Below are 21,077 nucleotides of genomic sequence, written 5' to 3' on the forward strand. Positions count from 1 at the left end.
CAGAACGTCGACAAGCTTCACCTCGGCGCCACACGTACTTAACGTCCTTCCCCAACGTGACCCCCACCACGTGCTGACGAAGGAGTCACCTCCCCATGGTTCCCCCACTGATCGAACTCACCGGAGCCACCAAACGGTTCCCGAGCGGGTCCGGTTCCGTGCACACGGCCGTCCGCGACCTGACCATGACCGTGCAGCCCGGCGAGTTCGTCGCCGTCGTCGGCCCGACGGGCTGCGGCAAGTCGACGACGCTCTCGCTGGTCTCCGGCCTGCAGCCGCCGTCCGCCGGCCGGGTGCGGGTGAACGGCGCGGACGTGAAGTCCATTCCGGACGGTGTCGGCTACATGTTCCAGACCGACGCGGTGATGCCGTGGCGCTCGGTGCTCGACAACGTCGCTTCCGGCCCGCGGTTCCGGGGGGTGCCGAAGGCCGAGGCCCGCGCGCAGGCCGTCGACTGGATCGCCCGCGTCGGGCTCGCCGGGTTCGAGAAGTACTACCCGCACCAGCTCTCCGGCGGCATGCGCAAGCGCGTCGCGCTGGCCCAGACGCTCGTCACCAAGCCGAAGATCCTGCTGATGGACGAGCCGTTCTCGGCGCTGGACGTCCAGACGCGGGCGCTGATGCAGGACGAGCTGCTGCGGTTGTGGTCCGGTTCGGGGGCCGCGGTGATCTTCGTGACGCACGACCTCGACGAGGCCATCGCGTTGTCGGACAAGGTCGTCGTGCTGACGACGTCGCCGGCCACGGTGAAGGACGTCTTCGAGATCCCCTTGGAGCGGCCGCGGAAGGTGGAGGACCTGCGGCTCACCGAGGACTTCCGCAAGCTCTACGCGGACATCTGGGAATCACTGCGCAGCGAGGTCGACAAGGCCCGTGAGAAGGGAGCGAACCGTGTCGCTTGAGACCCCCGCGGCGCCGGCCGCGTCCCTCCCGGTCCTGGAAACCGAGCAGGACATCCTGACCAGGGCGAAGCGGGCGTCGTCGCGGCGCAAGCGCAACACCTGGCTGCTGCGGCTGGCCCTGGTCGTCGTCTGGCTCGGCAGCTGGGAACTGACCGCCACCTACTGGATCGACCCGTTCTTCTACTCGAAGCCGTCGCGGATCTGGCAGCGGCTGGTCGAGTGGGTCACCAGCGGCACCGACTTCGGCTCGCTCTGGTACCAGCTGTGGGTCACCGTCGAAGAAGCACTGGTCGGCTTCGCGATCGGCGCGGTCGCCGGCGTCATCTTCGGGGTGATCCTGGGTCGCAGCCAGTACCTGGCCGACGTGCTCGCGCCGTTCATCAAGGCCGCCAACGCGGTGCCGCGCATCGTGCTCGCCTCGCTGTTCGTCATCTGGTTCGGGCTGGGGCTGGCGTCGAAGGTAGCCACCGTCGTCGTGCTGGTGTTCTTCGTGGTGTTCTTCAACGCCTTCACCGGCGCCCGCGAGGTGGACCGCAACCTGATCGACAACGCGCGCATCCTCGGCGCGGGCCGGATGCAGGTGATCAAGGCGATCGTGCTGCCCAGCGCGACTTCCTGGATCCTCTCGTCGCTGCACACCGCGTTCGGCTTCGCGCTGATCGGCGCGGTCGTCGGCGAGTACGCCGGGTCCAAGGCCGGCATCGGCTTCCTGATCTCGAACGCGCAGGGCACGTTCGACTCCGCGGGCATCTACGCCGCGATGATCATCATCACCGTCGTCGCCCTCCTGGCCGAGTGGGGCATCGGGAACCTCGAGAACCGGCTGCTGCGGTGGCGGCCCTCGATGTCCACCTCCAGCCAGACCGTCATCTGAGTCGTTGAAAGGACCGAATCGATGAGGATTCGCCGGATCGCCGTCGCGGTCACCGCGCTGACCGTGGTGGCCGGGCTGACCACCGCGTGCCAGGACTCCCGCGTCGCCGCCACGGGCGAAGGGGGCAAGCCCAAGGTCACGATCATGGTCGGGGGCCTGGAAAAGGTCATCTACCTGCCCGCCATGCTGACCCAGCAGCTCGGCAACTTCGCCGCGCAGGGCATCGACGTCGAGCTGCAGAGCGAGCAGTCGGGCGCCAACGCCGAGACCGCGCTCGTGGCCGGGCAGGTGCAGGGCGTGGTCGGGTTCTACGACCACACGATCGACCTGCAGGCCAAGGACCAGTGCATCAAGAGCGTGGTGCAGCTGGCCAACATCCCCGGTGAGGCCGAGGTCATCGGCACCGCGCACGCCGATCAGATCAAGAGCTCGGCCGACTTCAAGGGCAAGAAGCTGGGCGTGACGTCGCTCGGGTCGTCCACCGACTTCCTGACGAAGGCGCTGGCGGCCAAGGCGGGCGTCGGGGCCGACCAGTACACGCCGGTGAAGGTCGGCGCCGGGCAGACGTTCATCGCGAGCCTGGACAACGGCGGCATCGACGGCGGCATGACGACCGACCCGACGATCGCGCAGCTGACCAACACGGGCAAGGCGAAGGTGCTGTACGACCTGCGGACGGTCGAGGGCACGAAGGCCGCGCTGGGCGGGCTGTACCCGGCGTCGTCGCTGTACATGAGCTGCGACTTCGTGGACCGCAACAAGGACGCCGTGCAGAAGCTGGCCAACGCGTTCGTGGCCACGCTGAAGTGGATCGGGCAGCACAGCCCGGAGGAGATCGCGGCGAAGATGCCGCCGTCCTACAGCGGTGGCGACAAGGCGCTGTACATCAAGTCCATCAAGGACAGCATCGGGATGTTCAACGGCGACGGCAAGATGGACGCCGACGGTGCGAAGAACGTGCTCGAGGTGCTTTCGAGCTTTTCGAAGAACGTGAAGCCGAAGAAGGATTCGATCGACCTGTCGAAGACCTACACGACCGAGTTCGTCGACGCGGCCGCGAAGCAGGGCTAGCAGCCCCGCTCACCTGACCGGGCGGTTGGTGAGCGAAATGGACCCGTAAAGGCCTCTTTCCCCCGCGGAGGCCTTTACGGGTCTTTTCGGACAGCGGGAAGACCATTCGAAAGTAGCTACCTTCTTTTTCGCGTTGCTCCAACACTTGGGGAACGGTTTTCCCGGTCCCCATCGGTGAACGGAGTCCCCGCATGTCCAGAATCCTTTCGTCGCGCACGGTCCGCGTCCTCACGGCGGTCGCCGCGGCGGCGGCCGGCCTCGCCGTCTCGGGCACCGCCCACGCCGCGGTCGAGTACGGCTCCCACTTCCACGGCCACCAGTTCGCGGGCGGCAACTGGGGCGGTTACGTGAGTTTCGGCAGCTTCACCACGGCGACGGCGAGCTGGACCGAGCCGTCGGTGTCCTGCACCTCGACGAACGACCTGTTCGCTCCCTGGGTCGGCATCGACGGCGACGGGTCGTCCACAGTGGAGCAGACGGGGGTGGAGACGGACTGCTCCAGCGGCCGCCCGGTGTATTCGGCCTGGTACGAGATGTACCCGGCGGCCCCGGTGTACTACAACGTGTCGGTGAGCGCGGGCGACCACATCACGGCCACGGTGACCCGCACGGCCACCAACACCTACCGCCTCGACCTGTCCGACACGACCAAGGGCTGGTCGAAGTCGACGACGAAGTCCCTGACGTCGAGGCACGCCTCGGCGGAGGCGATCATCGAGTCCCCGACGGACTCGTACCCGTCGATCTCCGGCGGCGTCAAGTTCACCGGCGTGAAGTTCAACGGCACGAACCTGGCCTCGACGAACCCGTCGGGCCTGGACGCCGACGACCGCGGCACCTACACGTGGATCCCGGGCGCCATCGGCTCGGACGGCCAGAGCTTCACCATTTCGCGCCACTGAGTCATTCCCGGCAGCGTCACTTCAGGTTGTTGATCGCCCAGGCGACCACCATCACCGCCAGCACCAGCGACACGACCGCCTGCAGCATCATCGTCATCTTCGCCCAGATCCGCAGGGGCATGACGTCGGTGGGGCTGAAGGCGGCCGCGTTGGTGAACGAGAAGTACAGGTAGTCCAAATAGGACGGTTCCCAGTCCTGGTGCGCCAGGTCCGGGTCGGCCATCTGCGGGAACTGCAGGTCGGGGAACTCCGCCCGGCCCGCAGCCCGCCGGCCCGGGCCCCCGCGGTCGAACTCCCAGTACCACAACGAAAACGCGACGATGTTCGTCCAGTAGACCACTCCGCCCGTCACCAGCACCGCGCCCGCGCGGTCGCCGATCGTGCCCGTCGCGATGTCGTAGACCAGCGACACCGCGGAGAACGCGTTCACCGCCGTCACGGTCGCGACGAGCAGCAGGGAGATCACCCGCTCGACCGCGCTGAACTGGGTCATCCGGCCCGGGTTGGCCAGCAGCAGCGCGACGACGAGCAACCCGGACACCGCCGGCAGCAGCCACCACGGGTTCAGCGCCATGTCGTCGGGCAGGACGACCTGCAGCACGAGCGTGGCGACCACCACGGCCATCGCGGGCCAGCGCGTCTCGCCGGAGGTTCGCCGTCGCCAGGCGGGAAGGGCCTCTTCTGTCACGCGCTCAACGTAGGACCGCGGCACTCCGGCCGCCAACGCTGCGCACTCAGCGGCTTGTCAGGAAGCCGTCACCTCGCCGGGGAGTTTCCTCGCCACGTCCGTCCGCGAGCGCGCGCCCAGTTTCCGCAGCACCTTCGCCACGTGCTGCTCGACCGTCCGCGGCGACAGGAACAGCCCGTCCGCTATCTCCCGGTTCGTCCGGCCCTCCGCGAGCATCCGCGCCACCTCGCGCTCCCGTGGCGACAGCTCGCTGCCGTACCCGCGCCGTCCGCGTTGTGAAGGCGCCCAAGCCCCGTGCTCGCGCAGCTGGTGACGGCAACGTCCGGCGTCGCGGGTCGCGCCGAGCTGTTCGTACGCCTCCGCCGCCGCGGTCAGCTCGTCGACGGCGGTCCGGTTGCCCGCGGCGAGACGGCACATCGACGCGCGTTCGCGCATGGCCGTCGCGGGGTAGGGCATCGGCAAGGCCGCGTAACCGGACGCCGCTTCGTCGAACAGCGTGGCCGCGGCCAGGTGCTTGGCCCGGGCTTCCAGCAGCACCGCCCGGCCGGCCACCAAGGCGGCCAGCGCCACCGGCGCGTCCCGGCCTTCGATGCCGCGGGCGAACGCCTCGACCACGTTGTCGGCTTCCGGCCAGCGTCCGGCGCGCGCGTACGCCTGCGCCGCCGCCGGGACCAACGCCGCCGCCCAGATCCAGACCCCCTTGCGACCCGCCGCGGCCACCGCCGTGTCGGCCGCCGCGCACGCGCCCTCGACGTCGTCGGTCGCCAGCAGCACCGAGATCAGCACCCCGGCGGCCGACAGCACCACCGGGATCGGGCCGCGGTCCGGCGCGTGCACGCTCGCCGCGGCCAGGTGCCGCTGCGCCGCCGCGAACTCGCCGCGCACGGCCGCGAGCCCGCCGAGCACCAGCGAGGACTCCATCACGATCGGGCCGAGCTCCGGGTAGCTGTCCCGCAGCTGCTCGGCGGCTTCGGCGAGGCCGGTCCAGCGCCCGCGGACCCAGTCCAGCCGCACGCGGGTGCCCTGGATCAGGCCGATCGCGTACAACGCGCCGGCGTCGGTCGCGCGCCGGACGCCCTCGGTCACCAGGCGCTCGGCGCGGTCGAGGTGCCCGGCCCACGACTGCCCGTCGGCCAGGTTGCACCACAGCCGGGCCAGCTGGACGCGCTCGGCGACCGTGCCGACCGTGTCCGACAGCGCCTCGAACTCCGCCCACGCCGAGCCGTCGCCGACGTGCGACGCGGCGGCGATGCGGTCGGCGGTCAGCGCGAGCCGCAGCTCCGGGTCGTCGAGCCGGTCGTACACCTCGCCCGCGCGGGCGCGCCAGGCTTCGTGCCACGCCAGCGGTGTCAGCCCGTCGATCGGCTGGGCGAGCAGGGTGATCCCGCGCGCGGCGAGGTCGGGCCGGTCGGTCAGCTCGCCGACCGCCCGCTCGACCTCCAGCCGGCCCCGGCCGAGGCCGCCGATGGTCCGGACCAGCAGCATGCCGAGGCTCAGCCGGATCGACCCGCGGACCGACGGCGGCAGCGTCACCTCTTCCAGGACGCGCTCCAGCGTGCCGAGCACGTCGGGGCGGAACCCCCGCAGCGCGACCTGGCTCAGCTTGCCCGCCACCCGCCCGATGTCGGCCTGCGACGGCCCGGGCTCGGCGAGCACCGACTGCAGCAGGTCGATCGCGCGCGAGGTCTCGCCGCGGGTGATCGCCTCGTCGGCGGCCGCTTCGGCGTAGTGCCGCCACTGGTCGATGCGGCCGGCCGCGCGGGAATGCCGGGCCAGCAGGGTGAGCGGCGGGGACGGCTGCGCGGCCAGCACGCGGATCGCCTGCGCGTGCAGCAACGCGCGTTCGGGGCCGCTCACGGTGTCGTAGACCGCCTTGCGCGCCAGCGGGTGCCGGAAGCCGTACCGGCCGTCGCCGACTTCGCCGAGCACGCCGCCGGAGAGGGCGGCGAGCAGCGCGCTGCGGAGCGCGTCGTCGGTGAGCCCGGCCAGTTCGCCGAGTACGGCGGCTTCGGCGCCGACACCCAGCACGGCGGCCGCGCCGGCCAGCCGGACGGCGTGTTCGGGCAGCGCGGAGAGCCGTTCGGTGACGGCTTCCCGCAGCAGCACCGGGACTTCGAGGTTCTCCAGCAACCGGTCGGAGAGGACTTCGCCGACCGGGAGCCGGTCGGCCGCCTCCTTCAGCGCCCGCAGCGTTTCCTCGGCCACGAACGGGATCCCGGCGGTGCACTCGTGCAGCTTCGCCGCGAATTCGTCGGTGACGCGGGGCAGGTCGAGGATGTCGGCGGCCAGCTTGCGCACGGCCGTGACGTCGAGCGCCCCGAGCGCGACCCGGGCGGAGTGCACGGCCGGGTCGGTGCGGAAGGGTGCGCCGAGGGGACCGGGCCGGACGTCGGTCGCCGACCGGTAGGTGGCGACCACCGCCAGCTCCGGCGGCATCGCCCCGGCGAGGAACCGCATGAGGTCCCGGGTGTCCTCGTCGGCCCACTGGAGGTCGTCGATCAGCACGAGCGTGGGCCCGCACGCGACCAGCAGCTCCCGCACCGCGCGGAACACGCGGTGCCGCTCGGCGACCGGGTCGGCGAGCGGGTCCGGCCGCGGGGGAAGCGCTTCCGCGAGCTCCGGCAGCAGCGGCCGCAGCACGCCGGCGACCGGGCTGAGCGGCCCGAGCGGCGTGTCGCCCACCGCGCGAAGCGCTTCCAGGACGGGGCCGTAGGGGAAGGGTTCCCGCAGGGGCTGGCAGGCCCCGGTGAGGACGCGGCCGCCGTCGAACTCCTTGCGCCGGCCGATCTCCGCGAGCAGCCGGGTGCGGCCCATCCCCGGCTCGCCCTCGATCAGGACGGCGGCCGGGCGCCGTTCGAGCACGGCGACGATGGCGTCGAGCTCGGCGTCGCGGCCGGTCAGCCGGGCGGGTCCGGACCGGACGGATACCGAGGTGGGGCGGGGGGTGGCCAGCCACATTTGACCCTCCTCGACGCGCACCTGTTACCCCTTGGGGGTCCAGGGGGCTTGCCCCCGGCTGGGGTCTGGGGCTCGGCCCCAGAGGGCAGAGCCGTGCGCGGGAGCCTAAGCAGCGCTGATCGGTCCGTAAACCTTTCACCGAATACGTGGCTGCTGCTGTTGTCACACGTGCGCCTACCCACCGTCACCGGTTTGCTGCGGGAACCGAGGGGATCGGGTCACCCAGCGTGCGAAACGTCGGCCGATCGCACGTTCGAACGTCGCTTAACTCGTTCGTGTACGTCAGATGACTACTGAAAGTAGTTCACGGAAACCCTACTTACGGACCTGTCCGACCGGGTGACATCCGCGGCTGGGCCCGGCTGGAGCAGGGGATTCGTCCGCGGTGAATGCGTATACCCATTCGCCGGGCGCCCGGATTGCACCGTAACGCCCACCGCGGGGACGCTCACCGGGGAGTACCACTGCGTGGCCGGTGCGGAGCCGCGCGTAACCACCTAGGGAGAAGCATGAAGATCGCGAGACTTCTCGGTGCCGCTGCGACCGCGGTGATGGCGACGGGCGCGCTGGCCGCGACCGCCGTTCCCGCGTCGGGCCAGGACCTGCTGAACCCGGACATCGTGCCCGCCATGCAGCGCGACCTGGGCCTGACCCACGACCAGGCGCTCACGCGGCTGAAGAACGAGGACGTCGCCACCAAGGTGACCGAATCGCTCACCGCGGCCCTCGGCGACGCGTTCGGCGGTGCCACCTACAACGCCGCCACGGGCAAGGCGCACGTCACGACGACGAACGCCGCGCTGGTCGCCAAGATCCGCGAATCCGGTGCGGAAGCGGAAGTCGTGCGGTTCAGCGCGCGCCAGCTCAACTCCACTGTGGACCGGCTGAACGCCGCCGACAAGGCCGCGCCCGCCGCGGTCACCGGCTGGGGCGTCGACGACGTCACCAACCGCGTCACCCTGGACGTGCTGCAGGGCCAGCGTGCCGCCGCGGACGCCTTCCTCGTCAAGTCCGGTGTGGACAAGACCGCGGTGACGATCCGCGAAACGGCGTCGGCGCCGAGCACCTACGCCAACATCCGCGGTGGCGACGCCTACTACATCGGCGGCTCGGCGCGCTGCTCGGTCGGCTTCGCGACCACGACCGGCTTCGTCACCGCCGGCCACTGCGGCGCGCTCACCGGCGGCGGCTCGCTGACCGGGTCGAACGGCGCCGCGCTCGGCAGCTGGATCACCTACCGCTTCCCGGGTGTCGACTACGCGGCGGTCCGGACCAACAGCAGCTGGACCCCGGTCGCGCAGATGAACAACGGCACCGCGGTGCGTGGCCAGTCGAACGCCGCGACCGGCTCGTCGGTCTGCAAGGCCGGTTCGACCACCGGCTGGACCTGCGGCACGATCGGTGCCAAGAACCAGAGCGTCCGCTACGCCGAGGGCACGGTCAACGGCATGACCGCGACCAACGTCCGCTCGGCCGCCGGTGACTCGGGCGGCGGCTTCATCGCCGGCAACTACGCGCAGGGCATCCTGTCCGGCGGCAACACGTCCGTGACGTACTTCTACCCGATCGCCGGCGCGCTCTCCGGCACCGGCACCACCCTCAAGACCAGCTGATCTCCCGCAGACAGCGAAAGGGCGGGTTTCGGGCGCCTCCAGCGCGCCCGAAACCCGCCCTTCGTCCTCGCCGCGGGAATGGGAGGTTCGGGGTCAGACGTTGCTGATCTCCTCGATCAGCCCGTCGACGTCGAAGTGCGCGCTCTCCTCGCCGAGCGGCACGAGTTCGCAGGACGCGTCGAGGAATGTCCGGACGTCCTCGACTTCGAGCTCGAACGACGCATAGCCGTCCGGTGACTCGATTTCCAGGGTGAGAAAGTCCTCGTCTTCGGAGAGGTCCGGGCGGATCCGGACGTCCCCGAGCCCGGCGGGCTCGTCGAGCCCGGCCACGAGCAGGTCACGCGCGAAGGTCCACTCGATCCACCGGCCCCGCTCGGTCCGGAAGGCCACGGTCACCGCGAACGGCTCGTGGGAGTGGTAGGACAGGCGCGACAGGACGGGCGTGGTGCTCTCGTTCAGCAGCACGAACTGGCTCTGGTGTACGGCGTCGGTGTGCACGGCCCCTCCTGGAGTCTCGCGGTGGTTCGCGCGGCGCGAACTGTTCGGCAAGGAGATGACCAGGGGCTTCGGTCATGACGGAGGAATTCTCACGTTCACTTGATCGGTTGCATCCGTCCATTGTGGTGTAACGCCGGGCACGTACCCCTTGCGTTCAGGCGGCCACCCGTGGTGACGGCTCGCGGAGCGCGGCGGGCAGTTCCTTCCGCAGCACGAGCAGCGCGGGAACGGCGGATGCGCAGGTCACGGCCAGGATCGACCAGGTCAGTGCGTTGCTCACGCTCAGCAGGGTGGCCAGCAGGCCGGGTGCGAGCGCGATGGGCAGGCCCCAGGAGAGCTGGAAGATGGAGCTGGCTCGCCCCTCCGCCCCCGGCGGAGCGGCCGCGGCGGCCGCCGCGGTGGCGGTCGGGCCGAAGAGGGCTTCCGCGACCGAGAAGCCGAGGCTGGTGAGCAGGATCAGCACGGTGGCGACCGGCAGCGAGACGGCTTCCAGCGGGATCAGGAGCGCGAAGCAGAGCGCGAAGAGAACGGCGGCCCCGATGAGCCCGGCGGTCCGGCTCCGCCCGGCGAGCAGGGCGACGATCGGCCGCTGCGCCGTGACGACGACCACGGTGCCGGCGGTGATCGCGGTCCCGGCGATCCACTGTGGACCGTGCAGCAGATCGCGGACGACGAGCGGCAGCACGGAGAACTTGCTGGCGCTGGCCAGGGTGAACGCCATGTGGGTGACACAGAACCCGGTGAAGGCGCGGTCCCCGAGGACGGCCCGCCAGCTGCCGGGGCGGGCTACCGGTGAGCCGCCGCCCGCGGCCGGCCCGGCCCCACCGCCTTCCGCGGCGGAGGTCGCCTCGGCGAGGACCGCCTCCGCCGCGGAGCTGCCGCCCCCGGACCCCGCGCCGGTCGAGCAGTCTGCCGCGAGCCCGCCATCACCGGACCCCGCGCCGGTCGAGCGGTCTGCCGCAGCTGGTCGTGAGTGGTAACGCGAGTTAGAACTCGCCTCACCACTCACGACCCGCGGCAGCAGGCGGATCAGCACCGCCGCCACCGCGAAACTCGCCGCGTTCACGTACGCGAGCAAATGAAAGGCCCAGGGGCTCGTGATCGTCGGCAGCACCGCCATGGCCGCCGCGCCGATGCCCGCTCCCGCGAACCGGCCGACGGTCTGCGTGGCCAGCACGCGGTCGGTGTCCGCGCCCGCCGTCAGCCGGGCCACCATCGGCGCGTTGCACGTCCAGAACAGCCGGTCGCCGAAGCCCGCCAGGGCCGACACCACGATCACCTGCCAGCTCGTGTACGCCAGCGGGTACGCCGCGAAGGCGGCGAGCCGCACCAGGTTGCCCGCGATGAGCAGCGCCCGCGGCCCGAAGCGGTCCATCGCCGCCCCGGTCGCCGGGCCGGTCACGAGGGCCAGCAGGGCGCCGGTGGTCAGGGACGCGCCCGCGTCGACCAGGTCCATGCCCTGCCCGTGGACCAGGAACAACAGGGCGAACGGGACCCACAGCCCGCTGCCGAGCGCGTCGATCAGCGTCGCGGCCAGAAAGATCCGAAGCATGCTTCCCCCCAGGTGGACAGCTACGGGTCGAGCGGCAGGGCGAGCCCGACCTTCACCCGGTCCATCGCCACGCTCGTCGTGAAGTGCCGGACGTTCGGGTTGTCGAAGAACATCCGCCGGGTGAACGTCTCGAAGGCCGCCATGTCCGGGCACGTCACGATCAGCACGAAGTCCGCCGAGCCGGTGACGTAGTAACACTGCTGCACGCAGTCGTCGGCGAGGATCTGGCGGCGGAACCCGTCGAGGACCGCCAGGTTCTCCCGCTCCATCTCGACCATCACCACGAACGTCATGCTCAGCCCGAGCGCCGCCGGGGACAACACCGCCACCTCGCGTTCGATGACGCCCGTCTCGCGCAGCCGTTTGATCCGCCGTTGCACGGCCGCGGCCGAGAGCCCGACCTTCGCGCCGATCGTTTCGGCGATGGTGCGGGCATCGGCCTGGAGGCAGGCGAGGATGGCGATGTCGAGCTGGTCGAGGTCGGGTGTCGGCACTCCTGCAGGCTAACCGGCACCCCCGACAATCCGCCCGCGTTCACCCCTCCGTGACCTCGCTCACTACTCCTCTCGCGGCGAAGATGAAACAACTTCTTTCGTGACCTCCAACACAACTGGCCGGTCTACCAGGGGGTAGCCCATAGAAGTGGAGGACCAGCCGGTCGCTCGCCAACCCGCCGGCGTGGGGGAGGCTTTCCCGTGCCCGCACCTGCCGCCGTGTTGACCGGCCTCGGTTCGTGGTTGCCGACGAAAGTCCTGGACAACCACGAGATCGCCGCCCGGCTCGACACCTCGGACGAGTGGATCCGGACTCGCACCGGGATCCGCGAGCGCCGCGTCGCCGGGCCCGGGGAGTCCACTGTGGATCTTGCGGTGCAGGCGGGCCGCGAAGCGCTCGGGGGCACCTCGGCCGACGCCGTCGTGCTCGCCACGGCCACGCCCGACCAGCCCTGCCCGGCCAGCGCGCCGCAGGTCGCCGCCCGGCTCGGGCTCGGCACCGCCGCCGCGTTCGACGTCAACGCGGTGTGCAGCGGCTTCGTGTACGCCCTGGCCACGGCCGCCGGGTTCATCGCGGGCGGCCTGGCCGAGCGCGTGCTCGTCGTCGGCGCCGACACCTTCACCACGCTCGTCGACCCCGCCGACCGCACCACCGTCCCGATCTTCGGCGACGGCGCCGGCGCGGTGCTCCTGCGGGCGGGCGACGCCGACGAGCCGGGCGCGTTCGGGCCGTTCGACCTGCACAGCGAGGGCGAGCACGCCGAACTGCTGTGGGTCGAGGCGGGCGGCGCCCGCAAGCGGCTCTCCGACACCCCGGCCGACCGCTTCCTCGCCATGCAGGGCACCGCGGTGTTCCGGCACGCCTGCGCGCGGATGGCGGAGTCGTCGCGCACGGTCCTGGAGCGCGCGGGCTGGATGGTCGGCGACGTCGACCGCTTCGTCGGGCACCAGGCGAACATCCGGATCCTCCAGGCGACGGCGAAGCAGCTCGGGATGCCGGCCGACGCCGTGGTCGCCAACATCGACCGGGTCGGCAACACCAGCGCCGCGTCCATCCCGCTCGCCCTGGCCGACGCCCGCGCCGACGGCACCCTCGCGCCCGGCCACCGCGTCCTGCTCAGCGCGTTCGGAGCGGGCCTGACCTGGGGTTCGACGGTGCTGCGCTGGCCGGATCTGGATCAGCTGTCCTGAGCGGCGGCCGTCCAGGTGGGCGTCGCTTCCTGACGGCCTCGCAGCTCCAGCTCGCCGTGCTTTTCCCAGTGCGCGGCCTCGTTCGGCAGCGCCGCGGAGACGACGGCGTCGCTGGCGAGGACCCGTGACGGGACGGCTTTGGCGAGCTCGGTGAGCCGCGCGGCCTCGTTGACCGCGTCGCCGATCACGGTGTATTCGAGCCGGCTGCTGGTGCCGAGCTGCCCGGCGAACACCGGGCCGCTCGAGACGCCGATGCCGAGGTCGAGCTCGCCGGCCTCGTGCACGGCGTCCCGGATCGCCCGCGCCGCGGCCAGCGCGGCCGTCTGCGCGTCCGAGAGCCGCGTCGGTGCGCCGAAGATGCACAGCGCGGCGTCGCCCTGGAACTTGTTGACCAGGCCGCCGCGGGCATTGACCGCCGAGACGACCACGGCGAACAGCCGGTTCAGCTTCCCCACCAGGTCCTCCGGCGGGGTGCGGTAGGCCAATGCGGTCGAGTCGACGACGTCGACGAACAGCGCCGTGACCTCGCGGACGTCCCCCGAGAGGGAGGCGCCGTACTCGAGGGCGTGCCGGGCGACGTCGGCGCCGACGTGCCTGCCGAACAGGTCCCGCATCCGCGCCTGCTCGCGCAGGCCGGCGGAGAGCTGGTTGACCGACGTCTGGAGCCGGCCGATCTCGCTGGAGTCGTCGACGTCGACCGTGACGTCGTTGTTGCCGCGGGCGATCTCGTCGAGCGCCACCCGCAGCCGGTGCAGCGGCGCCGCGACCGCCCTGGCCAGCAGCGCGGTGCCGATCGCGCCGACCGCCAGCCCGATCACCGACAGCATGACCAGGCTCGCGGTGTGGTCGCCGTGGCCGAGGTCCGGCGGTATGGCGACGAGCAGGACGCCGACGAACGGGACGCCGCTGGCCAGCGCCCAGGTGACGACCAGCCGGGTCAGCACGGTGACCGGCAGCGACCCGCGCGGCGGCAGGACGTCCAGGGCGATCGTCATCACCGGCCGCGCCACCCACTCGGCGGCGAGGTAGGTGAGCCCGACCGTGGTGAGGCCGCCGAGCCCGATCACCGTGGCCATCCCCACGGCGTCGCCTGCCGAGCCGAGCACCCCGGCCAGCACGGACAGGACGACGGTCCCGATGAGCCAGAGCGTGCCGCTGACCAGCGCCATGTCGACGGGCAGCCGCAGCGCGCGGCGCGCCTCGCTCTCCGACGGCGGGCGGCCGAGCACGAACCAGATCGCGGTCCGGCGCTGCAGCCACGCCGTCCACAGCGTCCCGGCGAGCAGCGACCCGGCGACGATCCCGGCGGCGGTCAGCCCGAGCAGCCACCCGCGGTCCCCGACGTCGCTGGGCAGGCCCTGCAGCAGCAGGAGCAGCGCGACGACCCCGGAGCCGGCGACGCTCGAGCCGATGCCGAGCCCGGCGAAGCCCAGGCTGGTGCGCAACACCACGCGGACGTTCTTCACGGCGATCTTGCGCACGGCGTCGATCGTACGGCCGAAAATGCGTGGCCACCGCCGGCGGCCGTGTCTAACGTGCGGATCATGGAGCCACTCGGCCAGGACGAAATCCGGGCCTCGTTCGTCAACTGCACCCGCGGCGAAGCCAAGGGCGTGACGCTGCCCGCCCAGCTGCCGGAACTCCCGTGGGACCGGCGGGAGTTCCTCGGCTGGCGCGACCCGAAGGCCCCGGCGCGCGCCTACCTCGTGCTGCCCTACGGCGGCGAGGTGATCGGGCTCGCCCTGCGCGCGGCCGAGCCCCCGAAGTCCCGCCTGCGCAGCAACATCTGCGGCTTCTGCACCACGACCCACGGGCTCGCCGACATCACGCTGTTCTCGGGACGCCGGGCCGGGAAGGCCGGCCGCGAGGGCAACACGCTGGGCATCTACGCGTGCGGGAACCTGGCGTGCAGCCAGTACGTCCGCGGCGAGCTGAAGTCCGACGTCCCGCAGCCGTACGAGTCCCTGACGGTCGAGGAACGCGCCGCGCGGCTGGAGGAGAAGCTGCACAAGTTCGTGGCGCGGGTGCTGGAGACGCGTTAGAAGCGGTACCGCACGATGTGCGCGGTCCGGGCCAGGACCGGGAAGACCTTCAGCAGCCGCATCTGGAACCGGGTGATCGGCCCCATCTTGGCCAGCACGTCCGGGGTCGCCCAGTGTCCGGCGTCCAAAGAGGACTCCAGCGTGAGGCCGCAGCGTTCGAGCTCGCGCGGGTCGTTGACGCCCCAGTAGAGCGTCGCGCCCGCCTTGCGCACCGGCGCGTTGATCTTCTGGCTCTTGATGGCGGTCCGGTTGAAGAGGTCGCAGATGAGCTCACCGGACGGGAACTTCTCGGCCAGCCTGCGGAAGAGTTCGGTGCCGGCTTCGGGTTTCAGGTACATCGTGAGGCCTTCGGCGACGATCAGCGCCGTCCGGTCCGACGGCACCTGGTCGAGCCAGCCGAAATCGGTCACCGACGACGCGATGTGCGACTGGTTCGGTGCCTTCGGGTAGAGCTTCTCGCGCAGCTCGATGACCTCGGGGTAGTCGACTTCGTACCAGTGGACGGTCTCCGGCGGCGCGAGGCGCTGGAACCGCGTGTCCAGGCCGCAGCCCAGGTGCAGCACGATCGCGTCCGGGTGGGCGCGCAGGTACTCGGCGGCCCAGTCGTCGATCGGCTTCGCCCGCAGGACGACCGACACCGCGCGGTCGGGGGAGATGCCGATCTTGGTGAAGTCGTAGTCGATCCGGCGGACGGCGTCGTCGGCCGCCTGGTCGCCGAGGATCGGGTGGGCGCTGCGGTAGTCGAGCGCGCGGCCGTAGAGGGTGGCCAGGTTGGTGGCCTTTTCCTCGGTGAAGTGGACCTTCTCCATCAGCGCTCCTCCGCGGCGAAGTCGTGCGCGTACGTCTTGGCGTCGACCAGGTGCTTCAGCGTCAGTTCGCGGGCCGCCGACGGGTCCGAGCGGCGGATGGCGTCGAGGATCGCCCGGTGGTCGGCGACGGCCTTGCGGATCTGCCCGGGCAGCCGCAGCGCCGCCCGCCGTTCCTCGCCGACCAGGGCGAGCACCGACCGCAGCAGCCCGGCGACGTCGTCGTTGCCCGCGTTCTGGGCGATCACCCGGTGGAACTCGGCGTCGGCGGCGATGACGTGCAGCATGTCCCCGTCTTCGGCGGCCTGCGCCATCTCGGCGACGTTGTCCTCGAGGCGGCTGACGGTCTTGGCGGTGGCGTGCCGGGCCAGGCGTTCGGCGAGGGTCGGTTCGACGGTCGCGCGCAGGTCGAACAGCTTCTCGACGAGCTGGTCGTGCTCGGTGAACCAGGTCCGCAGGGGCTGTTCCTGCTGCTCGCGGACGTAGGTGCCGGAGCCGGCGCGGATCTGGACGTACCCGATGGAGTCGAGCACGCGCAGCGCCTGCCGGAGTGATCCGCGGCTGATCCCGAGCTCCTCGCACAGGACGCGCTCGGCGGGCAGCCGCGAGCCCGGCGGCAGGTCGCCGGAGTCGATCCGCGCCCGCAGCCGGTCGACGGTCGCGCTCCAGACCTGCTCGGTGTCCACGGCCTCATCCTGTCAGCTCGCGGAAACTGTCGGGGGTGGCTGTCATGATCACCGGCATGGACATCTTGGGGGCCTGGGTCCGCGGCTGGGCGGTGTCGCGGGCGACGCCGGCACCGGTTCCCGAGCCGGACGGCTACCGCATCGACGTCGGCCTGCCCGGGCACCGGGTGCGGTACCTGCTGCGCTCGCCGCCCGCGGTGGTGTCCCGCGCCCGGACGGCGGCCGCGCCGGGCACGTGGCTGAAGACGTGCGGCGCGCGGCCCGCCGTGCTGGCGGCCCTGACCCCGGCGTGGACGGCGGGGGAGACGGAGTACCTGATGGCGTTCGAGGGGCCGGTGCCGCCGGTGGCCGTCCCACCGGGGTATTCGGTGACGGTGACCGGCGACGGCCCGGCGTGGGACGTGCTGGTCTCGGCCGGCGAGGCGCCCGCGGCGCGCGGCCGGGTCGCGGTGGCCGGGGGTGTGGCGGTGTTCGACAAGATCGAGACATCGCCCGAGCACCGGCGCCGCGGTCTCGGCCGCGTGGTGATGCACCAGCTGGGGGAGGCGGCCGGAGCGTCGGCGGGCGTGCTGCTGGCCACAGGTGCCGGGTGCGGGCTGTACCGCGCGCTCGGCTGGCGGGTGGTGTCCGACGTCGTCCCGGCGCACGTCCCGGAAGGAGCGGCATGACAGCGCGGTTCAAAGACCTCGCCCTCGACGCGAACGACCACCAGGCCCTGGCCGACTGGTGGTGCCACGCGCTGGGCTACGTCCGACGAGACTCGCTGACCGGCGACACCCGCCCGGACGGCTGGCCGGTCCCGATCGTCGACCCCGCAGGGGAGGGCCCGCTGATCTGGCTCAACCCGGTGCCGGAGCCGGCGGCGACACGGAGTGGGAGGTGATGGCCGAGCCGGAGGGCAACGAGTTCGGCGTCTTCACCCCGCGGTGACTGTCTGACCTGACACATCTGCGTCGCGGGACCGGCCCACGATGCTTAGGCTCCGCACGTGAATGCTTCATGACGTGGTGGCACGCCCTGATCATCGTGGTCGCCGGGATCTGGGCCGGGACGATCAACGCCGTCGTCGGGTCGGGGACGCTCGTCACCTTCCCCGTGCTCGTCGCGCTCGGGTACCCGCCCGTGACCGCGACGACGTCCAACGCCATCGGGCTCGCGCCCGGCACGCTCAGCGGCGCCTGGGGGTACCGGCACGAGCTCAAGGGCTACTGGCCGCAGGTCGTGAAGTTCGGTGTCGCGTCGTTCCTCGGCGCCATCGGTGGCACCATCCTGCTGCTGTCGCTGCCGAAGGACGCCTTCGAAGCCGTCGTGCCGGTGCTGGTCGGGCTGGCCGTGATCCTCGTCATCGTGCAGCCCAAGGTGTCCGCGTGGGTGGCCAAGCGCCGCGAGGAGAACGGCGAAGAGCACAAGCCCGGGCCGCTGCTGATGTTCTTCATCTTCCTCATCGGCGTCTACGGCGGGTACTTCACCGCCGCGCAGGGCGTGATGCTGATGGCCGTGATGGGGATGCTGCTGTCCGAGCCGCTCCAGAAGCTCAACGGCGTGAAGAACGTGCTCGCCGCGGTGGTCAACGTCGTCGCCGGGGTGATCTACGCCTTCGTCGCACCGATCAGCTGGGCTGTGGTGCTGTGGCTGGCCGTCGGCTCGACCGCCGGCGGCTTCCTCGGCGCGAAGATCGGCCGGAAGCTGCCGCCGACGGTGCTCCGCGGCGTGATCGTGGTGATCGGGGTGGCTGCCGTGATTCAGCTGGTGGTCAAACAGTTCAGCTGAGCTGGCGGAGGAAGGTGGCCCACGCCTCGGCCGGGAGCGCCAGCTCTCCGGACGTGGGTGCCTTCGAGTCCCGGACGCCGACCAGCTCGGTGTTGAGCGCGACCTCGACGCAGTTCCCGTTGTTGCCGCCGCTGTAGCTGCTCTTGCGCCAGGCCCGGCTGTCGGAGGTCATCGCGTTTCGTCCTTCGCTCGGTCGTACTCACTTGCCAGTGCGGCAAGCCACTCCCGGGATTGTCCTCCATCCAGGGCGTGACCGGCCAGTCGCTTGAGCACGTGGCGGTATATCTCCAAGTCAGCTGGGTCTTCCAGGAACAAGCTCGCGGTCTGGTTCTCCACGTAGGCCATCACCGGAGCTTCGTTGTAGCGCATGATCCGGAAACCCACGCCGAGAACACCCGCTGGGCAGGCGGTCTCCGGGACCACTCGAATCACGCAGTGTTCGAACGAGGACGTGAGCAGGAGGTGGAGGATCTGTTCGTGCATGGCCTGGTCGTTGGCGACCTTCGCCCGGAGAGCTGCCTCCTGGATATAGAACGTGAATCGCGGAGGATCCCTCCGTCGCAGGAGTTTCTGCCTGCTCAGCCGGGCCTGGACACGAACGTCGATGCCGGTCTCGTCGCGTAGCCCGAACCACCGGAAGACCGCACGGGCATACTCCTCGATCTGCAAGATGCCCGGAAGGATCTGCGGTTCGAACTCGATGATCTCGGTGGCCTGCGTTTCGGCCACGATCAACGACCGCAGCTCGTCCGGCAGCTGCTCACGGTGCGGCCGGATCCGGTAACCGTCGGCCTGCTCACGCACCAGATCCAGCACCCGCACCACATCCTCGCGGGAAGCTCGGCAAGTCGCGAGATACATCGTCACGTCCAGCTCGGAGTAACCGCGCACGCCGCTTTCCATGCGCGAGACCTTGCTGGCCGAGCAGCCGAGCATGTCCGCCAAATCCGAGGCCAGAAGCCCCGCGCCGACCCGAAACCGCTTCAGCTCGTCACCGATCTCCCGGCTGATCGCCGACGAATCGCGGTCTCGCTCGCTCATGCGGGGAAAGCTAAGCCGTTCCGAAGACGGAACGGCTCAGCGCCACGGCAACGTCAACCCATCGGACGCCGCCTTGCCACCGCGGCAAGCTACTGCCGGAATTCCCTTGCCGCGGCCAGGAACAGGTCGTTCTCTTCGCGGGTCCCGATGGTCACGCGCACCCCGTCGCCGGCGAACGGGCGCACCACCAGCTTGCGGTCCAGCGCGTGCTCCGCGAACGGCACCGCGTCATCACCGAGCGGCAGCCAGACGAAGTTCGCCTGAGTCTCCGGCACACGGTAACCCGCCTCGATCAGGGCGTCCCGCACCCGGCCGCGCTCGGCGACGATCTCCTTGCAGCGCTCCAGCAACTCGTCGGCCGCATCCAGGGACGCCAGCGCGGCCACCTGGGCCAGCATGTTCACCGAAAACGCCACGTACACCTGGCGAAGCGCGTCCGCGATCGGCTCCGGCGCCACCGCGTAACCGACGCGAAGGCCCGCGAGGCCGTACGCCTTCGAGAACGTGCGAAGCACCATGACGTTCGATCGGGTCCGGGTGTACTCGACGCCGTCGGGCACCTCGGGGTCGGTGACGAACTCCTTGTACGCCTCGTCCAGCACGACCAGCACGTGCTCCGGCACCTCCGCCAGGAACCGCTCCAGCTCGGCGCGGCGGACTGCCGTCCCGGTCGGGTTGTTCGGGTTGCAGACGAAGACCACGCGCGTCCGGCCGGTGATCGCCGCGAGCATCGCGTCGAGGTCCAGCTCCTGGCTCTCGGTGATCGGGACCTTCACCGACACGGCGTTCGCGACCTGCGTGACGATCGGGTACGCCTCGAAGGAACGCCAGCCGAAGATGACCTCGTCGCCGGGTGCGCACACCGCCTGGATCGTCTGCTGGCACAGCGACACCGAGCCGCAGCCGATCGCGACGCGCTCCACCGGCACGTCCAGCTCGCGCGCCAGCCGCTCGCGCAGCGCCTGCGAGCCGGTGTCCGGGTAGCGGTTGATGCCCATCGCGGCGTCGGCGATGGCCTGCGCCACACTCGGCAGCGCGCCGCCGGGCACCTCGTTGCTCGCCAGCTTGATCGCGCCTTCGATCGTCCGGCCGGGGACGTATTTCGGCAACGATTCGAGATCGGCACGCGGGGACACGGACGGCATCTTCGGCGCTCCTGGAAATCGACGGGACGACCCGGTCACCGTATCTTTTCCCGCGGCCGCCCCGCGACTCCCTTCCGGCGGACTGTGCCCGGGCGGGGCTTCCTCCCGTTCACCTCGAAGTGATTGAGTGAACGGATGACCTCCACCGCGGACTACCAGCGCACCGACGGCCGCACCCTGCGCCTGACCTTCTCGGAACCCGAAGGCGCGCTACGCGGCGGCCTGGTGGTGCTGCACGAGGCCGACGGCGTCACCGACGGCGTGAAACTGCTGCTCGCGAGCCTCGCCACGGAGGGCTGGCTGACCGTCACCCCGCACCTGGAGAACGACCGCCTCACCCAGCAGGACCTGCTCGACGCGACCGACCTCACGCTGGCCTGGCTGGTCGAACGCGGTGTCCAGGCCGACCTGCTCGGCGTGATGGGCTTCGACCTCGGCGGCACCGCGGCGCTGGTCGTCGCGTCGCACCGCAAGCTCGGCGCGGCCGTCAGCGTCGGCGGGCAGCAGGCCGTCGAGCTGCCCGCGCTGGTCGAGATCGCGGGGAAGCTCACCAGCCCGTGGCTCGGCATGTACGGCGACGCCGGCGACGAGGCGGGCGGCGCCGACGTCGAGCGCCTGCGTGACGCCGCCGCGTCGGCGAAGGTCGCCACGAACGTCGTCCACTACCCGGGCGCGAACCACCGCTTCGACGCCGACCCCGGCGCGGCCGCGGAGGCCTGGCAGCGGACGCTGAACTGGTTCGACGCGCACCTGCGGTAAGTGTGCGCGGTGCACATGCGGCACCCGGGTTCCGTGTCGGTTTCGACCACAGTGACTTCCGGATCCGAGGGATTAGGCTCGGGGC

General features: G+C 71.0%; 22 protein-coding genes. 11 read left to right on the forward strand and 11 right to left on the reverse strand.

What is annotated here, in order from left to right; translation table 11 throughout:
* The first annotated feature begins 95 nt into the window (after nucleotides 1-95).
* The 4 genes from AB0J55_RS09510 (at nucleotide 96) to AB0J55_RS09525 (ending at nucleotide 3,749) form a co-directional block, all read left to right on the forward strand.
* The gene (locus AB0J55_RS09510; RefSeq protein WP_364245141.1) at nucleotides 96-902 is read left to right on the forward strand and encodes an ABC transporter ATP-binding protein; all 807 of its coding nucleotides are present in this window, start codon (nucleotides 96-98) and stop codon (nucleotides 900-902) included.
* Nucleotides 892-1,776 (forward strand): ABC transporter permease, encoded by an 885-nt coding sequence (locus AB0J55_RS09515; protein ID WP_364245142.1) that lies wholly within the window; start codon nucleotides 892-894, stop codon nucleotides 1,774-1,776. The genes AB0J55_RS09510 and AB0J55_RS09515 overlap by 11 nt, the downstream gene beginning before the upstream one ends.
* Nucleotides 1,777-1,797: 21 nt before the next feature.
* Nucleotides 1,798-2,847: an ABC transporter substrate-binding protein gene (locus AB0J55_RS09520; RefSeq protein WP_364245145.1), complete on the forward strand. Its 1,050-nt coding sequence runs from the start codon at nucleotides 1,798-1,800 to the stop codon at nucleotides 2,845-2,847.
* A gap of 191 nt (nucleotides 2,848-3,038) precedes the next feature.
* Nucleotides 3,039-3,749 carry a G1 family glutamic endopeptidase gene (locus AB0J55_RS09525; RefSeq protein WP_364245148.1) on the forward strand — a complete coding sequence of 237 codons (711 nt, stop codon included), beginning with the start codon at nucleotides 3,039-3,041 and terminating at the stop codon, nucleotides 3,747-3,749.
* A 16-nt stretch (nucleotides 3,750-3,765) separates the two neighbouring features.
* On the opposite strand, the gene AB0J55_RS09530 is transcribed toward AB0J55_RS09525, so the two are convergent.
* Both AB0J55_RS09530 and AB0J55_RS09535 read right to left on the reverse strand, forming a co-directional pair.
* Nucleotides 3,766-4,374, reverse strand: coding sequence for a hypothetical protein (locus tag AB0J55_RS09530; RefSeq protein ID WP_364246000.1), 609 nt, complete (start codon nucleotides 4,372-4,374; stop codon nucleotides 3,766-3,768).
* 120 nt (nucleotides 4,375-4,494) lie between these two features.
* Complete coding sequence (locus tag AB0J55_RS09535; protein ID WP_364245150.1) at nucleotides 4,495-7,395, reverse strand: AAA family ATPase; 2,901 nt, start codon at nucleotides 7,393-7,395, stop codon at nucleotides 4,495-4,497.
* Nucleotides 7,396-7,904: 509 nt separating this feature from the next.
* Between AB0J55_RS09535 and AB0J55_RS09540 the strand changes: the two genes are divergently transcribed.
* Entirely contained in the window at nucleotides 7,905-9,008 is a 1,104-nt protein-coding gene (locus AB0J55_RS09540; RefSeq protein ID WP_364245152.1) for a S1 family peptidase, read from the forward strand.
* Between the two features lie 93 nt (nucleotides 9,009-9,101).
* Here the strand turns inward: AB0J55_RS09540 and AB0J55_RS09545 are convergent, their stop codons facing one another.
* The 3 genes from AB0J55_RS09545 to AB0J55_RS09555 all read right to left on the reverse strand — a co-directional run bounded on the left by AB0J55_RS09545 (nucleotide 9,102) and on the right by AB0J55_RS09555 (nucleotide 11,552).
* Nucleotides 9,102-9,506 (reverse strand): SsgA family sporulation/cell division regulator, encoded by a 405-nt coding sequence (locus AB0J55_RS09545; RefSeq protein WP_364245155.1) that lies wholly within the window; start codon nucleotides 9,504-9,506, stop codon nucleotides 9,102-9,104.
* 154 nt (nucleotides 9,507-9,660) lie between these two features.
* On the reverse strand, nucleotides 9,661-11,058 hold the full coding sequence (locus AB0J55_RS09550; protein ID WP_364245158.1) for an MFS transporter: 1,398 nt from the start codon (nucleotides 11,056-11,058) through the stop codon (nucleotides 9,661-9,663).
* 20 nt (nucleotides 11,059-11,078) lie between these two features.
* Entirely contained in the window at nucleotides 11,079-11,552 is a 474-nt protein-coding gene (locus AB0J55_RS09555) for an Lrp/AsnC family transcriptional regulator (protein ID WP_364245160.1), read from the reverse strand.
* Nucleotides 11,553-11,753: 201 nt separating this feature from the next.
* On the opposite strand from AB0J55_RS09555, the gene AB0J55_RS09560 reads away from it, so the two are divergent.
* Entirely contained in the window at nucleotides 11,754-12,743 is a 990-nt protein-coding gene (locus tag AB0J55_RS09560; protein WP_364245163.1) for a beta-ketoacyl-ACP synthase III, read from the forward strand.
* Here the strand turns inward: AB0J55_RS09560 and AB0J55_RS09565 are convergent.
* Nucleotides 12,731-14,224, reverse strand: a complete 1,494-nt coding sequence (locus tag AB0J55_RS09565) for an adenylate/guanylate cyclase domain-containing protein (RefSeq protein WP_364245166.1) — start codon at nucleotides 14,222-14,224, stop codon at nucleotides 12,731-12,733. The genes AB0J55_RS09560 and AB0J55_RS09565 overlap by 13 nt on opposite strands.
* A 63-nt stretch (nucleotides 14,225-14,287) precedes the next feature.
* Here AB0J55_RS09565 and AB0J55_RS09570 point away from each other — a divergent pair, with 63 nt between their 5' ends.
* Nucleotides 14,288-14,785, forward strand: a complete 498-nt coding sequence (locus AB0J55_RS09570) for an FBP domain-containing protein (protein WP_364245169.1) — start codon at nucleotides 14,288-14,290, stop codon at nucleotides 14,783-14,785.
* Here AB0J55_RS09570 and AB0J55_RS09575 read toward each other — a convergent pair.
* Both AB0J55_RS09575 and AB0J55_RS09580 read right to left on the reverse strand, forming a co-directional pair.
* Nucleotides 14,782-15,594: a class I SAM-dependent methyltransferase gene (locus tag AB0J55_RS09575; RefSeq protein WP_364245171.1), complete on the reverse strand. Its 813-nt coding sequence runs from the start codon at nucleotides 15,592-15,594 to the stop codon at nucleotides 14,782-14,784. The two genes, AB0J55_RS09570 and AB0J55_RS09575, sit on opposite strands and share 4 nt — an antisense overlap.
* Nucleotides 15,594-16,277 (reverse strand): FadR/GntR family transcriptional regulator, encoded by a 684-nt coding sequence (locus AB0J55_RS09580; RefSeq protein WP_364245174.1) that lies wholly within the window; start codon nucleotides 16,275-16,277, stop codon nucleotides 15,594-15,596. Before AB0J55_RS09580 ends, AB0J55_RS09575 begins: the two co-directional genes overlap by 1 nt.
* 44 nt (nucleotides 16,278-16,321) lie before the next feature.
* Here AB0J55_RS09580 and AB0J55_RS09585 point away from each other — a divergent pair, with 44 nt between their 5' ends.
* From AB0J55_RS09585 to AB0J55_RS09595, 3 genes are all read left to right on the forward strand, one after another.
* Entirely contained in the window at nucleotides 16,322-16,945 is a 624-nt protein-coding gene (locus tag AB0J55_RS09585) for a GNAT family N-acetyltransferase (RefSeq protein WP_364246003.1), read from the forward strand.
* The gene (locus AB0J55_RS09590) at nucleotides 16,942-17,160 is read left to right on the forward strand and encodes a VOC family protein (RefSeq protein WP_364245176.1); all 219 of its coding nucleotides are present in this window, start codon (nucleotides 16,942-16,944) and stop codon (nucleotides 17,158-17,160) included. Before AB0J55_RS09585 ends, AB0J55_RS09590 begins: the two co-directional genes overlap by 4 nt.
* 116 nt (nucleotides 17,161-17,276) lie before the next feature.
* Nucleotides 17,277-18,047: a sulfite exporter TauE/SafE family protein gene (locus tag AB0J55_RS09595; protein WP_364245179.1), complete on the forward strand. Its 771-nt coding sequence runs from the start codon at nucleotides 17,277-17,279 to the stop codon at nucleotides 18,045-18,047.
* Here AB0J55_RS09595 and AB0J55_RS09600 read toward each other — a convergent pair.
* The 3 genes from AB0J55_RS09600 to hisC form a co-directional block, all read right to left on the reverse strand.
* On the reverse strand, nucleotides 18,040-18,219 hold the full coding sequence (locus AB0J55_RS09600) for a DUF397 domain-containing protein (RefSeq protein WP_364245182.1): 180 nt from the start codon (nucleotides 18,217-18,219) through the stop codon (nucleotides 18,040-18,042). The genes AB0J55_RS09595 and AB0J55_RS09600 overlap by 8 nt on opposite strands.
* On the reverse strand, nucleotides 18,216-19,088 hold the full coding sequence (locus tag AB0J55_RS09605; protein ID WP_364245185.1) for a helix-turn-helix transcriptional regulator: 873 nt from the start codon (nucleotides 19,086-19,088) through the stop codon (nucleotides 18,216-18,218). The genes AB0J55_RS09600 and AB0J55_RS09605 overlap by 4 nt, the downstream gene beginning before the upstream one ends.
* Nucleotides 19,089-19,177: 89 nt before the next feature.
* On the reverse strand, nucleotides 19,178-20,233 hold the full coding sequence (gene hisC / locus AB0J55_RS09610) for a histidinol-phosphate transaminase (RefSeq protein WP_364245187.1): 1,056 nt from the start codon (nucleotides 20,231-20,233) through the stop codon (nucleotides 19,178-19,180).
* Between the two features lie 135 nt (nucleotides 20,234-20,368).
* Here hisC and AB0J55_RS09615 point away from each other — a divergent pair, with 135 nt between their 5' ends.
* Nucleotides 20,369-20,992, forward strand: coding sequence for a dienelactone hydrolase family protein (locus AB0J55_RS09615; protein WP_364245190.1), 624 nt, complete (start codon nucleotides 20,369-20,371; stop codon nucleotides 20,990-20,992).
* The last annotated feature ends 85 nt before the right edge of the window (nucleotides 20,993-21,077 follow it).

The organism is Amycolatopsis sp. NPDC049688 (assembly GCF_040674975.1).
Classification (GTDB): Bacteria; Actinomycetota; Actinomycetes; order Mycobacteriales; family Pseudonocardiaceae; genus Amycolatopsis.